Annotated in this window: 8 protein-coding genes; 3 read left to right on the top strand and 5 right to left on the bottom strand. The window is 66.8% G+C overall.

All coding sequences use genetic code 11. The annotated features are described in order from the left end of the window. The first annotated feature begins 62 nt into the window (after positions 1-62). Positions 63-1,052: a LacI family DNA-binding transcriptional regulator gene (locus tag C0541_RS06535; protein WP_115046823.1), complete on the top strand. Its 990-nt coding sequence runs from the start codon at positions 63-65 to the stop codon at positions 1,050-1,052. A gap of 909 nt (positions 1,053-1,961) precedes the next feature. Here C0541_RS06535 and C0541_RS06530 read toward each other — a convergent pair. The 3 genes from C0541_RS06530 to C0541_RS06520 are packed head-to-tail and all read right to left on the bottom strand — an operon-like array spanning position 1,962 to position 7,117. Next, complete coding sequence (locus C0541_RS06530; RefSeq protein ID WP_115046821.1) at positions 1,962-5,132, bottom strand: multidrug efflux RND transporter permease subunit; 3,171 nt, start codon at positions 5,130-5,132, stop codon at positions 1,962-1,964. A 12-nt stretch (positions 5,133-5,144) separates the two neighbouring features. Next, the gene (locus C0541_RS06525) at positions 5,145-6,443 is read right to left on the bottom strand and encodes an efflux RND transporter periplasmic adaptor subunit (protein ID WP_115046819.1); all 1,299 of its coding nucleotides are present in this window, start codon (positions 6,441-6,443) and stop codon (positions 5,145-5,147) included. 14 nt (positions 6,444-6,457) lie between these two features. Further along, on the bottom strand, positions 6,458-7,117 hold the full coding sequence (locus tag C0541_RS06520; RefSeq protein ID WP_115046817.1) for a TetR/AcrR family transcriptional regulator: 660 nt from the start codon (positions 7,115-7,117) through the stop codon (positions 6,458-6,460). 289 nt (positions 7,118-7,406) lie between these two features. Between C0541_RS06520 and C0541_RS06515 the strand changes: the two genes are divergently transcribed. Further along, on the top strand, positions 7,407-12,416 hold the full coding sequence (locus C0541_RS06515) for an NAD-glutamate dehydrogenase (protein ID WP_115046815.1): 5,010 nt from the start codon (positions 7,407-7,409) through the stop codon (positions 12,414-12,416). A 517-nt stretch (positions 12,417-12,933) separates the two neighbouring features. Then, complete coding sequence (locus C0541_RS06510; protein WP_115047338.1) at positions 12,934-13,230, top strand: hypothetical protein; 297 nt, start codon at positions 12,934-12,936, stop codon at positions 13,228-13,230. A 32-nt stretch (positions 13,231-13,262) separates the two neighbouring features. On the opposite strand, the gene C0541_RS06505 is transcribed toward C0541_RS06510, so the two are convergent. Both C0541_RS06505 and C0541_RS06500 read right to left on the bottom strand, forming a co-directional pair. Further along, positions 13,263-14,690 carry a DHA2 family efflux MFS transporter permease subunit gene (locus C0541_RS06505; protein WP_115046813.1) on the bottom strand — a complete coding sequence of 476 codons (1,428 nt, stop codon included), beginning with the start codon at positions 14,688-14,690 and terminating at the stop codon, positions 13,263-13,265. 526 nt (positions 14,691-15,216) lie between these two features. Next, complete coding sequence (locus tag C0541_RS06500) at positions 15,217-16,209, bottom strand: HD-GYP domain-containing protein (RefSeq protein ID WP_115046811.1); 993 nt, start codon at positions 16,207-16,209, stop codon at positions 15,217-15,219. Between the last annotated feature and the right edge of the window lie 17 nt (positions 16,210-16,226).

Genomic DNA, 16,226 nt, shown 5'->3' with positions numbered 1-16,226 from the left:
TTAGCATCGGATCATGCACTGCACCTGGCTGCAGGTGCGCAAATGGAGCGGGAACGGTCCCAGTGAGTATCAGCATCAATGACGTGGCCCGCGTGGCCGGGGTTTCCAAATCGACCGTCTCGCGCGCGCTGGGCACCGGCCCGGTCAGCGAGGAGGTACGGGCCAAGGTCGAAGCGGCGGTGCGCCAGACCGGCTACCGGCCCAACCTGATGGCGCGGCGCCTGCGCTCCCAGCAGTCCGGCATCCTGGGGGTGATCGTCGCCGACATCCGCAACCCGTACTTCACCGCGCTGATCCGCGCGGTGGAGGAGGTGGCCTACCGCGCCGGCATGCGCGTGACCCTGTGTAACACCGACGAAGACCCCGAGCGCGAGGCGCTGTACCTGCAATTGATGCAGGAAGAGCGCATCACCGGGCTGATCTTCGCGCCGACCCGCAGCACGGTCGGGCGCATGCACGAACTGGTGCTGGACTACCCGACCGTGCTGGTGGACCGCGCCGGCCCCGGCAGTCGCTACGACAGCGTGGTGCTGGACAACGCCGCGGCCATGGGGGCGCTGGTCGCGCATCTGCAGGCGCAGGGGTACCGGCGCATCGGCGGGCTGTTCGGCACCAGTACCACCGCGAGCGAACGCCGCGATGGGTATCTGGCTGCGATGGCTGCGCAAGGACTGACGCCGGCCTACCGGGAAGTGGCGCCCACCGCCGAAGCGGCGATTGCCGAGGTCGGCCAGTGGCTGGCTGGTGCAGACCGGCCCGAGGCCATCGTCACCAGCAACAGCCTGCTGTTGATGGGCGCGCTCAAGGCCGCCCGCACCGCCGGTCTGCGCCTGCCCGACGACCTGGCCCTGGCCGGCTTCGACAACGAACGCTGGACCGACCTGGTCGAGCCCGGCATCACCGTGGTCGAGCAGCCGGTCGAGGACATGGGCCGCGCGGCGATGTCGCTGCTGCTGGAACGCCTGGGCAATCCGCAGTTGCCGATCCGCCGCATGGTGATGACGGGCCGCTGCGTGGTGCGCGGCTCCACCGCCGCCCGCACCCCAGCGTAGGAGCGCACCTGGGCGCGACGGGGGTGTTCCCGGTAAGGCCCGTCGCGCCCGGGTGCGCTCCTACAAGGGCATGGGGTTTGTTGCGGATGCGTTGGGCGCGTCCTGCCCGGGCACGCCATGCCGCCGATCGCCGTTACACCGTAGGAGCGCACCTGGGCGCGACGGGGCGTTCCCGGTAAGGCCCGTCGCGCCCGGGTGCGCTCCTACAAGGGCATGGGGTTTGTTGCGGATNCGGGTCCTGCCCGGGCATGCCATGCCGCCGATCGCCGTTACACCGTAGGAGCGCACCAGGGCGCGACGGGGTGTTCCCGGTAAGGCCCGTCGCGCCCAGGTGCGCTCCTACAAGGGCATGGGGTTTGTTGCGGATGCGTTGGGCGGGTCCTGCCCGGGCACGCCATGCCGCCGATCGCCGCCACACCGTAGGAGCGCACCTGGGCGCGACGGGGCGTTCCCGGTAAGGCCCGTCGCGCCCGGGTGCGCTCCTACAAGGGCATGGGGTTTGTTGCGGATNGTTCCCGGTAAGGCCCGTCGCGCCCGGGTGCGCTCCTACAAGGGCATGGGGTTTGTTGCGGATGCGTTGTGCGGGTCCTGCCCGGGCACGCCATGCCGCCAATCCCCGTTACACCGTAGGAGCGCACCTGGGCGCGACGGGGGCGTTCCCGGTAAGGCCCGTCGCGCCCGGGTGCGCTCCTACAAGGGCATGGGGTTTGTTGCGGATGCGTTGTTCGGGTCCCGCCCGGCCATGCCATGCCACCGATCGCCGCCACACCGTAGGAGCGCACCAGGGCGCGACGGGGCGTTCCCGGTAAAGCCCGTCGCGCCCGGGTGCGCTCCTGCGGGACATCGCTGGCGCAGGCCAAAAAAAGCCCCGGCAGTGCCGGGGCTTTTCGTTTGACGCCTGGTGCCGGATCAACGATCCGGACGATGGCTTCCGGCGTCGCCCTGTGCCGCGAGATAGTCCTTCGACTGCTCGTCCAGCTTGTCGCCCAGCATGCGCCGCACCACCACGAAGAACAGCGGGATGAAGATCACGCCGAGCACGGTGGCGAACACCATGCCGCCGATCACGCCGGTACCGATGGAGTGACGCGAGTTGGCGCCGGCACCGGTGGAGATCGCCAGCGGCAGCACGCCCAGGATGAAGGCGAACGAGGTCATCAGGATCGGGCGGAAGCGCAGGTGCGCCGCCTCCAGGGTCGCCTCGCGCAGGGTCTTGCCCGCCGCACGCTGCTCCACCGCGAACTCCACGATCAGGATCGCGTTCTTCGCCGCCAGACCGATCACCGTGATCATGCCGATCTTGAAGTACAGATCGTTCGGCAGGCCGCGCAGCATCGAGAACACGATCGCACCCAGCACGCCGATCGGCACCACCATCAGCACCGCCACCGGAATCGACCAGCTCTCGTAGAGTGCAGCCAGGCACAGGAACACCACCACCACCGACAACGCCAGCAACAGCGTGGCCGCATTACCGGCGATGATTTCCTGGTACGACATGCCGCTCCAGTCGAAGCCGAAGCCCGGCGGCAGATCGTTGTTGACGATCTCTTCCATGGCCGTCATCGCCTGGCCGGAACTGCCGCCCGGGGCAGGGTTGCCGACGATGTTCACCGCCGAATAGCCGTTGTAGCGGTTCAAGGCCGGCGAGGCGTAGGTCCATTCGGCCTTGACCACATTGCTCAGCGGAATCATCCCGGGCTGACCGTCGCTGCCAGTGGCCGTGAGGCTCGGGCTGAAGAAGCTGCGCAGCGACTCCGGACCGGTGCGGAACTGGTCGTCGGCACGGATGTTGACGCGCTTGATGCGGCCTTCGGCGAAGTAGTCGTTGACGTACACCGGCGCCAGCATCAGCTGGATCGAGCTGTAGATGTCGCTGACCTCCAGGCCCATCGACTGCGCCTGCACACGGTCCACGTGCAACTGCAGCTGCGGCGCGTTTTCCAGGCCGTTCGGACGCACGCCGACCAGGGTGTCCTGCTTTTCCGCGGCCTTGCCGAGCACGATGTTGCGCGCTTGGGTCAGCGCCTCCTGGCCGGCGCCGGCGCGGTCCTGCAGCCACATGTCGAAGCCGCCGAACTGGCCCAGGCCCTGTACGGTAGGCAGGTTGACCACGAAGATCTGCGCGCCCTTGATGCCATAGAAGGCGCCGTTGAGCTGCTTGATCAAGTCCTCGGCAATCACGTCGCGTTCTTCCCACGGCTTGAGCCGGATGAAGCCCATGCCGACGTTTTCGCCCGAGCCCAGGAAGCTGAAGCCGGCGATCTGCAGCATGCCTTCGACGGCCGGCTGCTTCTCCAGCACCGCACGCATCTGCGCGAACGTCTCGTTGGTGCGGATCTTGGTGGCGCCCGGCGGCAACTGCACGATGGCCAGCGCAAAGCCCTGGTCTTCTTCCGGCAGGAAGCTGCCCGGCATGCGGGTGAACAGGAAGCCGCACAGCACCACCAGCACCACGAACACGATCATCCACGGCGGCGAGCGCTTCAAGGTATGTCCGACCACGCCCACATAGCGATGCGCGAGCTTGTCGTAGTACTTGTCGAAGGTACGGTAGATCCAGTTCTTCTTGGTCGAATGGGTCGACTTGAGGAACGCGCCGCACAGCGCCGGGGTGAAGCTCAACGCCAGGAACGCGGAGAACCCCATCGACATGGCGATGGTCAACGCAAACTGCTTGTAGATCGCGCCCGAGGCGCCGGGTTGCAGCGAGGAGGGGATGAACACCGCCGCCAGCACCACGGTGATGGCCACCACCGCACCGGTGATCTGGGTCATCGCCTTCTGGGTGGCCGCCTTCGGCTCCAGGTGCTCCTCGCTCATGATGCGTTCGACGTTCTCGATCACCACGATCGCGTCGTCGACCACGATGCCGATTGCCAGCACCATCGCAAACAGCGTCAGCTGGTTGATGGTGAAGCCGATCATGTACATGCCGAAGAACGTGCCCAGCAACGCGACCGGAATCACCAGCGTGGGAATCACGGTGGCGCGGAAGTTCTGCAGGAACAGCAGCATCACCAGGAACACCAGCACGATGGCTTCCACCAGCGTGTGGATCACCTCCTCGATGGAGATGCGCACGAAGGTGGTCGATTCGTACGGCGCAAACCAGGTCACGCCCTGCGGGAAGGTCGGCTGCAGTTCGTCGAGCTTGGCGCCGACCGCCTCGGACACGTTCAGGGCATTGGCGCCCGGCAACAGCTGGATGCCGAAGGCACCGGTGGGCTTGCCGTTGTACTGGGTATCGAAGCCGTAGTTGCTCGGCCCCACCGACACGCGCGCAACATCCTTCAGGCGCACCGTGGCGCCGGTGTTGTCGGTACGCAGGATGATGTTTTCAAATTCCTGCGGCGAGCTGAAGCGGCCTTCGGCCGACACCGTGGCGGTGAAGCTGATGCCTTCCGGGGTGGGGTCGGCGCCGACCGAACCGGCGGCGAACTGCACGTTCTGGTTGCGCACCGCGGTCAGCACCTGGGTCGCCGACAGGTTGTAGCCCTGCAGCTTCTCCGGGTTCAACCAGATGTTCATCGCATACTCGGCGCCGAACTGGTTGGTGCTGCCGACGCCGGGCACGCGCGAGATCTGCTCCAGCACGCGCGAACCGACGATGTCGTTGAGCGCGTCGCGGTCGATGGACGGGTTGTCCGAGCGCAATGCGGCCACCATCAGGAAGCCGGCATTGGCCTTGGCCACCACCACACCCTGCTGGGTGACTTCCGAGGGCAGGCGCGGCGTGGCCAGCGACACCTTGTTCTGCACCTGCACCTGCGCGATATCCGCGTCGGTGCCGGTCTCGAAGGTCAGGGTGATGGTCACGCGGCCGTTGGCGGCCGAGGACGAGTTGAAGTACAGCAGGTGGTCGATACCGGTGAGCTGCTGCTCGATGACCTGGGTCACCGCCTTTTCGGTGGTATCGGCGCTGGCGCCGGGGAAGTTGGCGGTGACGGTGACCTGCGGCGGGGCGATCGTCGGGTACGACTCGATACCCAGATTCAGGATCGAGATCACGCCCGCAAGCGAGATCAGGATCGCCACCACCCAGGCAAAAACAGGGTGTTCGATAAAAAACTTAGGCATGTCCGGGTTCCGTCACTGCTGCTTGGACTGGGAGTCGGCCGGCTGCGCCGCAGCGTCCGGCGTGGACTGTTCCTGCGCGGCCGGTGCCGCGGCATCGGCCTTGTCGGCGGCCGGTGCGTTGCCGCCCTGGGCCGCGGCGGGCGCCGCGCCCGGTGCGCCCGGCTGGCCGCCCTGCGCCGGCTTGTTCGGATCCCACGGCACGCCCTTGGCCGGCTGACCTTCCTTGGCCTTCTGCACGCCGTCGACGATCACCTGGTCGCCGGGGGCGACGCCACCGGTGACGATCCACTGACCCTTCTGCTGGCCGTCCACGGTGAGGTTCTTGCGTACCACCTTGCCGTCCTTGCCCAGCACCAGCGCATAGGCGCCCATCGCATCGCGCTGCAGTGCCTGCTGCGGCACCAGGTAGGCATTGTTGCGCTGGCCCAGGCTGGCCTTGAAGGTCACGAACGCGCCGGGCAGCAGTGCCTGTTCGGGGTTGGGCAGGGTCGCGCGCAAGGACACCGCGCCGGTGCTCGGGTCCACCGTCACCGCCGACACGTCCAGGGTGCCGGGGTGCTGGTACTGCGTGCCGTTGCCCAGTTGCACGTTGATGGTGGACTTGCCGTCGCCGCTGAGCTGCACGTTGCCGCTGCTCTGCGCCTGGCGCAGGGCGGCCAGTTCCTCGCTGCTCATGGCGAAGTTCACGTACAGCGGGTCGATCTGGTCGACCGTGGTCAGCAGGGTGGCCTCACCCGAGCCGACCAGGGCACCTTCGGTGACGCGCTGGATGCCGGCACGGCCGGTGATCGGCGAGGTGACGCTGGCAAAGCTGAGCTGGATCCGGGCCGCTTCGACCATGCCGCGCATCTGCTGCACGCTGGCACGGGACGAGCGCTCGGTGGCTTCGGCATTGTCGATGTCGGCCCGCGAGACGTACTGCTGCGGCGCCAGGCTGCGCGCGCGCTTGGCGGCGACCTGGGCGTTGGCGTAGGTCGCCTCGGCGGCGGCCAGCTGGCCCTGGGCCTGCAGCAACGTGGCCTTCAGCGGCTCGGGGTCGATCTGGAACAGCGGCTGGCCTTCCTTGACGTCGGTGCCTTCGGTGTACAGGCGCTTGAGCACCACGCCGTCCACGCGTGCGCGCACGTCGGCCGACCGGAATGCCGACAGGCGGCCGACCAGGTCGCGTTCCAGCGGCAGGGTCTGCGGCTTCATTTCCAGCACCGAGACTTCCGGCGGCGGCGGTGCCTGCTGTTGTTCGGGCTTGCTGCAGGCAGCCAGCGCCAGGGTAATGGCACAGGCCAGGCCGAATGTGCGGAGCGGGGCGATCATCGGGAGGAACTCCGTTAGGGTCTTGAAGTGAGAAAGGAAAGCGGGGACAGCGAAGGCGGGGCAGTAACCGCGGCGAATGCGCGCAGGAAACCGTCGACAGCAAATTGCGCCCACTGCTGCCTGGCGGAGAGGCCGGCGCGGTGGGGAACCTGAAAGCGCTGCCGGTCGAAATCCAGACCAACGATCATGCTCAACAGCAGTTCGGCCATACAGTGCGGATCGTCATGGCGCAGCTGGCCGGCCTGCATCGCCTGCTCGAAGCGTTGCGCCAGGCGTTGCTGCATGCCGACGATCCCATCCTGGAAGATCTGCTGCGACTGATCGGGGAACCGGTGCGATTCGGCTTCCACCAACCGGCAGGTCTGTAACACATCGGGACGGTTCAGGCGGTCAAGGTGGGCCAGCGCAAACGCCAGCAGATCCTCGCGCAACTCGCCCGAGGCGGTGCCCAGCGGCACCGTGGCCAGGTGGACATGGTCCTGAAGCACATCGCGCAGCAGGTTTTCTTTACAACCGTAATGACTGTAGAGCGTCTGCTTGGAACAGCCGGCACGCTCGGCCACCGCGTCCATGCTCAGCCGCATGCCGCGCTCGGCAAGCAGGGTATGCACAGCCGCATGGATGCGGCGATCGCAGTCCGAGCGCCGGGCAGCACGGTGGGAATGGGGGGTCATGGCGGTAGACTATACCGTCCAGTTTAGTTTTTAAACAGGCTTGACGGACGCCGCCCTGTCTGCACAACCCCTGCTGCACCGGGCGCCCGGGCGGACTGTGCCGAGTGTGGCGGTCCGCCCGGGCGGCAGGGCGGGCGCCCATCCGGCGCCGCCTGAAGAATGACCGTCGGGTAATGCTTCGGCGCCGTGCTCCGGCCGGCGCCGGGCCGGGAATTTGCGCTATGCAGCAAGGCGTCTTCATCCGGCGTCAGTACAATTCAGGTTTTCCACCGAGCATCCCAGCGCTCTCATGACAGCCAAGAAAGCTGCTTCGAAATCGTCCGCGACGTCGGTCAAACCGGTCGCCGACCATGCCGTTCCCGTGCTTGCCACCGCGCCGCAGGCGGTCACCCTGGAACCGGTCTTTGCCGCGTTGCGCAAGCGCTACCCGGCTGCCCGCCAGTCCGAGGTACAGCTGTTTGCAGCGGACTTCTATCGGCGCATGGAAGAGGACGAGTTCCCCAACCATCCCCCCGAGCAATGGGCGGCCCTGGCGGCCGACATGCTGGAATTTGCGCGCACGCGCAAGGCCGGCACGGTCAATGTGCGGGTGTTCAACCCGACCCTGAAGAGCCACGGCTACGAGTCGCCGCACACGCTGCTGCAGATCGTCAACGACGACATGCCGTTCCTGGTGGACTCGGTGAGCATGACGCTGTCGGACCTGGGCATCGGCGTGCACGTGCTCGGCCACCCGGTGCTGCGCATCGCGCGCGACAAGGCCGGCAAGCTGGCCGCGGTGGGCGAGGGCAAGAGCGAGTCGCTGATGGTGCTGGAGATCGACCGCCAGCCCGCCGACGACATGCCCAAGGTGGAAGCGGCGGTGCGCAAGGTGCTGGCCGAAGTGCGCGCGATCGTGCACGACTGGGCGTCGATGCGCGAAAAGATGGTGATGCTGGCCGACGACCTGGCCACCCGCCGCCTGCCGATGGACGACATCAGCCGCCACGAGGCGCAGGAATTCCTGCGCTGGGCGGCCGCCGACCACTTCACCTTCTTCGGCTATCGCGAATACCGCGTGGAGAAGCAGGACGGCCAGGACGTGCTGGCGCCGGTGGAGGAAACCGGCCTGGGCCTGATGCGCGGCCGCGACACCTCGCCGGCGCGCCCGGTGACCACGCTGGCGGCGCACGGCCTGAACACCTCGGCCAAGCTCAAGGACGCGCTGATCCTGACCAAGACCAATGCGCGCTCGCGCGTGCATCGGGTCGGCTACATGGATTACATCGGCATCCTGGAATTCGATGCCAAGGGCCGCATCGTCGGCGAGCAGCGCTTCCTGGGCCTGTTCACCTCCAGCGCCTACAACCGCCGCCCGTGGGAAATCCCGCTGGTGCGCCAGCGCCACGAATACGTGATGAGCAAGTCCGGGCTGACCCCGAGCAGCCACAGCGGCAAGGCGTTGCGGCACATCCTCGAGACGCTGCCGCGCGAGGAGCTGTTCCAGTCCAACGAGGAAGAGCTGTACCGCACCGCGATCGGCATCCTCGGCCTGCAGGAGCGCGTGCGCAGCCGCATGTTCCTGCGCCGCGACAAGTACAGCCGCTTCATTTCCGCGCTGGTGTACATCCCGCGCGAGCGCTTCAACACCGATGTGCGGCTGCGCATCGAAGCCCTGCTCAAGGATGCTTTGCACGGCGAATACATCGATTCCAGCGTGGTGCTGGGCGAATCGCCGCTGGCGCAGCTGCACCTGATCGTGCGGCCCAAGAGCGGCGAGGCGCTGGAATTCAACACCACCGAGCTCGAGTCGCGGCTGGCGCATCTGCTGCGCAACTGGCGCGATGCGCTGCGCGAGGCGCTGGTGGCGCGGCACGGCGAGGTCAATGGCCTGCGCATGGCCGCCAACTTCGGGCGTGCGCTGCCGGCCGGCTATATCGAGGACTCGTCGATCGAATCGGCGGTGTCCGACGTCGAGCACCTGGCGGCGCTGGATGGTCCGGACGACCTGCACCTGAGCCTGCAGGAGATCCGTCGCGACGACGGCATGCGGCTGGACGCCGGCGAAGGCCTGCGCCTGAAGCTGTATCGCCAGCTCGACGACATCCCGTTGTCCGATGCGATGCCGATGATGGAGAACCTGGGCCTGCGCGTGATCTCCGAGCGGCCATACCGGCTGCAGGTCGGCGAGACACCGGTCTACATCCAGGATTTCGAGGTCGAATCGACCTCCGGCAAGATCAATGCAGCCAATGCCGACGCCGGTTTCGGCGAAGCCTTCGAACGGATCTGGAATGGCGATGCCGAGAACGACGGCTTCAACCGCCTGATCCTGGCGGCCGGCCTGCACTGGCGCCAGGTCGCGCTGCTGCGCGGCTATTGCAAGTATCTGCTGCAGACCGCGGTGCCGTTCTCGCAGGCCTACGTCGAAGCGACGTTCACCCGCTATCCGCTGCTGGCGCGCCTGCTGGTGGAACTGTTCGAGGCGCGCTTCGATCCGGCCACCGGCAGCGAGACCAAGGCGCAGATCGTTGCCGGGCAGGAACGCCTGCGCGAGGAACTGTCGGTGCTGGCAGCGGGCGACGAGGCCACGCTCAAGGCGCTGGAGCCGGTGCTGCAGGCACGCGGCAGCGACCGCGATGCGCAGCAGGAAGCTGCGCGCGCCACGCTGCTGAAGTTGATGGACCGGGTCTCCAGCCTGGACGAGGACCGCATCCTGCGCAGCTTCATCGGCGTGATCGACGCGACCCTGCGCACCAACTACTACCAGACCGACAAGAGCGGCAAGCACGGCCATTGCATCAGCTTCAAGCTGGATTCGTCGATCGTGCCGGACCTGCCCAAGCCGCGTCCGTACCGCGAGATCTTCGTCTACAGCCCGCGGGTGGAAGGCGTGCACCTGCGCTTTGGCGCGGTGGCGCGTGGCGGCCTGCGCTGGTCGGACCGGCGCGAGGATTTCCGCACCGAGGTGCTGGGCCTGGTCAAGGCGCAGATGGTCAAGAACACCGTCATCGTGCCGGTCGGCGCCAAGGGCGGTTTCTACGTCAAGCGTTCGCCGGTGGGCGGCGACCGTGACGCGATCCAGGCCGAAGGCATCGCCTGCTACAAGCTGTTCATCCAGAGCCTGCTCGATATCACCGACAACATCGTCGGCGGCAAGATCGTGCCGCCGACGCAGGTGGTGCGCCATGACCTGGACGACCCGTACCTGGTGGTCGCGGCCGACAAGGGCACCGCCACGTTCTCCGACATCGCCAACGGGCTGGCGCTGGACCACGGCTTCTGGCTGGGCGATGCATTCGCTTCCGGCGGGTCGGTCGGCTACGACCACAAGGGCATGGGCATCACCGCGCGTGGTGCGTGGGAGTCGGTCAAGCGCCACTTCCGCGCGATGGGGCGCGATTGCCAGAGCCAGGATTTCAGCGTGGTTGGCATCGGCGACATGTCCGGCGACGTGTTCGGCAACGGCATGCTGCTCTCAAGGCATATCCGCCTGCTGGCCGCGTTCGATCACCGGCATATCTTCCTGGACCCCAATCCGGATGCCGCCGCTTCGTTCGCCGAGCGCGAGCGCCTGTTCAAGCTGCCGCGTTCCAGCTGGGCCGACTACGAGGCCACACTGATCAGCGCCGGTGGCGGCATCTATCCGCGCACGCTCAAATCCATCGACATCAGCGCGCCGGTACGCGAGGTGCTGGGGTTGGAAGCCAGCATCAAGCAGCTCTCGCCCAACGAGCTGATGAACGCCATCCTCAAGGCGCCGGTGGACCTGTTCTGGAATGGCGGCATCGGCACCTACGTCAAGGCGTCCAGCGAGTCGCACGCCGATGTGGGCGACCGCGCCAACAACGGCCTGCGCGTCAATGGCGGCGAGTTGCGCTGCAAGGTGGTGGGCGAGGGCGGCAACCTGGGCCTGACCCAGCTCGGCCGCATCGAGGCCGCGCAGGCCGGGGTGCTGCTCAACACCGACTTCATCGACAACTCGGCCGGCGTGGACACCTCCGATCACGAGGTGAACATCAAGATCCTGCTCAACGACATGGTGCAGGCCAAGAAGCTCACTTACGACGCACGCAATACGCTGCTCGCGTCGATGACCGACGAAGTGGCCGACCTGGTGTTGTGGGACAACTACCGCCAGAACCAGGCGATCAGCCTGATGGAGCGGATGAGCGTCAAGCGCCTGGGCTCCAAGCAGCACTTCATCCGCACGCTGGAACTGCAGGGCCTGCTCGATCGCCAGATCGAGTTCCTGCCCTCCGATGCCGAACTGTCCGCACGCAAGGCGCGCGGGCAGGGCTTGTCGCGCCCGGAGCTGTCGGTGCTGTTGTCGTACTCCAAGCTGGTGGCGTTCCAGCAGCTGCTGGAATCGGATATCCCCGAAGACCCGTATCTGTCCAAGGAACTGCAGCGCTACTTCCCGCAGCCGCTGCAGAAGAAGTACGCCGATGCGATGGAGCGTCACCGCCTCAAGCGCGAGATCATCGCCACCGCGGTGACCAACACCACCATCAACCGCATGGGCGCCACCTTCCTGATGCGCATGCAGGAAGACACCGGCCGCAGCATCGCCGAGGTCGCCAAGGCGTACACCATCAGCCGCGAGACGCTGGATGCACGCGCGCTGTGGACGCAGATCGACGCGCTGGACGGCAAGGTGCCCGAGTCGGTGCAGATCGATGCACTGGAAGTGATCTGGCGCCTGCAACGCTCGTTCGTGCGTTGGCTGCTGCTGCGTCCGGGCCAGATGCCGGGCATCACGGCGGCGGTGGAGCGTTACCACGGCCCGTTCAACGACATCCGGGTCGCTTCCGGCGTGTTGTCGGATGCACAGCGCCCGCAGTACGAGGCCAGCGTGCAGGAATGGCAGGACAAGGGCCTGCCGCCGCAACTGGCGCAACAGCTGTGCGAGTTGCGTTACCTGGAACCGGCCTTCGACATCATCGAAACCGCGCGCACCCGCAAGCTCAAGCCGGTGGACGTGTCCAAGGTGCATTTCCGCCTGGGCGAAGCGCTGCGCCTGCCGTGGTTGTTCGAGCAGATCGACGCGCTGGAGGTCAACGGCCGCTGGCATGCAGTCGCACGTGGCGTGCTGCGCGACGAGCTGGCCGCGCACCAGCGTGCATTGGTGGCGCAGGTGCTGACCCTGCCCGGCAGCAGTGCCGAGGACAAGGTGGCCAACTGGCTGGCACGCGACGATTCCAGCCTGCGCTTCACCCTGGCGATGCTGGCCGATGTGGCCGAGCAGAAGACGCTGGACTACCCGACCGTGTCGGTGGCGGTGCAGCGACTTGGGCAGCTGGCGGCGCACGGGATGTAACAACGTGCAGCGAGGTGATGGCGGAGCAGGTGCTTCGCCATCACCTTGGCTGAGCTGGTGCAGTTATGGAGTTGTCTGCCCATGCACAAGGCGGCCCAAGGGTCGCCTTGTTTACATGCGGAATTGCTCCGTACGATCGCGAGCCCAGTGCGTCGTTCGGGTGTGACCAATCGCGTGGACCACATCCGGTTGGCGACGACACACGCGCTGCCTTTCTGTGGGCATGTCTGCATGCCAGAGGCATGTCAGGCAACGCACGCGGGTAGGTGAACAATCCCGGGCTTCTTGACACTGTCGAGTAGTCCGATGAGTATCACCTTGCTGCAGTGGATCCTGCAGACGGGTGTGGAAGCCCGAAATCCAAGGCGCACGAGCGCCGGTCAACGATGGCGGTGCTCTCCACTCTCCAAGGAGATCCCTCATGCCGCGTACCAATCCTGCCCATTCGGCCACTACCGCAACCGCCTCGCAGCCGACCGCCCATACCGTGGCCGATCATGGTGATGCGCGTGAGGACGTGTTCTTCCGTCGCCTGTCTGAGTCACGTGGTGCGGAAGCCACCAATGGCCTTCATTGGTCCGATCTGCCGATGCAATTTGGCCTGGCTCTCAAATGCGCGCATATCGATCACTGCTTGCTCGGGCTGCAGGGCGTGTTGGAGATGCTGCACGCCGGCGAGGCGGCCCGCGATGCGGGTCAACCTGGCCTGGGTGGCGAGCTCACCGATCGCCTGCTTTATGCATCGCGTGCGCTGGCTGCGTCGGGAAAAGAATCGCTGCATGCGTTGCAACAACGTATCGCAGATACGCTGTAAACGCTTCGATTGCAGCCGGGCGGTCTTGATGCCTAAGCCCGGTGCCCGCTCATTTCCTGCCCGGCATCCTTGTCGAAACGCAGGTGCCACCAGGTGGCGCTGAGCGAGATCAGGCTGACCACGCAGAACGCCAGCGAAAAATCGCGTTGCGCCGGTTGGCTGTGATCGCCGGCCAGCATCGCCAGCTTGAGGATCATCGCGCCGGCGCACACGCCCACCGACAGCATCAGTTGCTGCAGGGTGGTGTACAGGCTGCTGGCGCGGCTCATGCGCGATGCGGGGACGTTTTCGTAGGCGATGGTGTTGTAGGCGGCGAACTGGAACGACATGAAGGCGCCGCAGCACAGCAGCAGGCCGAACATCAGCACCGGCGGCCAGTCGGGCCGGAACAACGCACACACCATGTAGCCCAGGCTGGCGAGCACGCCATTGCCGATCAGGCTGTTGCGGTAGCCGAAGCGGCGCAGCAACTGCGGCGTGATGCTGCGCATCAGCAATGCGCCAAGTGCGGTGGCCAGAATCAGCCGTCCGCTGTGTGCGGCGCTGAAGCCGAAGCTGATCTGGAACAGCAACGGCAGCAGGAACGGGTGCGCGCCCTGGGTGATGCGCATCAGCGCGCCACCGATCACCGATAAGCGGAACGAGTCGATCCGCAGCAGGCTCAGGTCCAGCAGCGGAGCGGGGTGGTGGCGCGCATGCCACAGATACCCCAGCGCTGCGCTGGTGCCGATGGCCAGCAGCCAGCTCGCGGTGCCGATGCCGTCCTGCTGGCTGACCATTTCCAGGCCGAACAGCAGGCAGCCCAGCGCGGTGCCGCACAGCACGAAACCACGCAGGTCGAAACGTGCCGGCGTGGTTTCGGTGGGAATTTCCGGGATGAAACGGCGGACCAGCAAAAAGCCGGCAATGCCGATCGGCACGTTGATGTAGAAGATCCAGCGCCAATCCAGATACGACACGAAAAAGCCGCCCAGCGGCGGACCCAGCATCGGGCCGATGAAGGCGGGGACGAGCGTCCAGGCCATCGCCGACACCAGATGGCGGCGCTGCACGGTGCGCAGCAGGATCAGCCGGCCGAGCGGGGCCATCATCGCGCCGCCGGCGCCTTGCAGCACGCGTGCGGCCACCATGGTGGACAGGCTGTCGGCCAGCGAACACAGGATCGAGCCGCCCACGAACACCCAGATCGAGGCGCCGAACACGCGGCGCAGGCCGAAGCGGTCGGCGATGGCGCCGCTAGCCGGGATCAGCACCGCCAGTGCCAGCAGATAGCTGGTCATGGCGATGCTCATCGCCGGCGCGGCCACGCCGAAGTCGCGTGCCAGGGTCGGCAACGCGGTTGCCAGCACGGTGGCATCCATCTGCTCCATGAAGATGGCGCAGGCCAGGATCAGCGAGATGATGCGGTAATCGGGATAACGCGGCGGCGTGACGCCGGCCTCGGACACGCTGGAGGACATCGGACTCTCGGTTGCGGGGCCGCAGCGGTGGGGCGCCGATGGCGATGGGAGCGGCCCGCGTCGCACGGTGTTGTGCGGCGCAACATGGGTATTGTCCGCCGCTGCGCAGCGGGGTTCAAGCGTGCAGGGGCAACAGTGCGTGTGGCTTGATGGGGGATGCGCGGGGGCTGTTCCGGGACGCTGGGGATCTGCGCTGGCGTCCGGAGTGCCGTCAGCGGTGTTCCGGACGGCGCGGGCGGCTGATTGGTGTGGCGAGTCGGTCGCCAGGCTGTGCGTCCCCTCATCCGGCGCTACGCGCCACCTTCTCCCGAGGGGAGAAGGGAAGCAACGACCCCGCCTCTCATTCGGCCGGAGAAGGAAAGCAACGACGCCGCCTTTCATTCGGCCGGAGAAGGGAAGCAACGACCCCGCCTTTCATTCGGCCGGAGAAGAGGAGGTACTGGCGCTCGTCTTTCTCCCGATCGGAGAAGAGCATCTGGCCGGTTGGGGGAGATGCCGCCAGCGGCCGCAGCGCGCATCTTCCAGCTCAACGCTGTGCGGCCGGGTTGTCCCAGGCCTGCATGATCTGCAGGACCTGTGGCACGGCCTCGCGGAAATGCTGCACCAGGCGCGGTTCCAGTCGCTTGCCGGCCATGCTGTCGAGCTTGCGCATGGCCTCGTCCACCGTCCATGGCGCCTTGTAGGCGCACCGCCCGCACAGCGCGTCGAACACGTCGGCCACCGCCACGATGCGCGCCGATTCGGGAATGGCAGCGCCGGCCAGGCCACGCGGATAGCCGCTGCCGTCCCAGCATTCGTGGTGGTGCAGCGCGATTTCCGCAGCCAGTTCGAACACCGGCCCGCGGCCCCGGCGCAGCAGGTCGTGGCCGACCTGCGGGTGCTGGCGCACCACTGCGCGTTCCTGTTCGTCCAGCGCATCGGGCTTGTGCAGGAGCCGGGCGGGCACGGCGATCTTGCCGGCGTCGTGCAGGGGCGCGGCATCCTGCAGCAGTTGCGCCTGTTGCGCCGACCAGCCGACCTTCTCTGCCAGCAGCTGCGCATAGGCGGCCATGCGCCAGATATGCGCGCCGGTGTCGGCGTCCCGGCCCTGCCCGGCGGTACCGAGCAGGTGGATCGCATCGCGGTATTGCTGGGCCAGACGCGCGGCGTCGGCCAGCTGCAACTGGGTGGCGATGCGGACCTTGAGCAGGGCGGGCGAGTAGGGCTTGCTGACGTAGTCGGCCGCGCCCGCTTCCAGGCCCGCGCGTTCGTCGCGCTCGCCGCTGCGCGAGGTCACGAACAGGATCGGGATGGCCGCGCTGGCCGGTTGCTGCTTGAGCGTGCGTGCCACCGCATAGCCGTCCATGTCGGGCAGCTCGACATCCAGCAGGATCAGCGACGGCGCATGGCGGATCACGGCTTCCAGCGCTTCGCGGCCGGACTTGGCGAACACCAGCGGAAAATCGTCGCGCAGCAACTGGCGCAGGGTGGCCAGGTTGCTGGACTCGTCGTCGACGCACAGCAGGGGACGATGCGGCATGAAGACTCCTTGCGACC

It is taken from the genome of Xanthomonas arboricola, assembly GCF_003353015.1.
Classification (GTDB): Bacteria; Pseudomonadota; Gammaproteobacteria; order Xanthomonadales; family Xanthomonadaceae; genus Xanthomonas; species Xanthomonas arboricola_E.
Note: the sequence above shows the minus strand (reverse complement) of the source record. Positions and strands in the feature narration are given on the sequence as shown.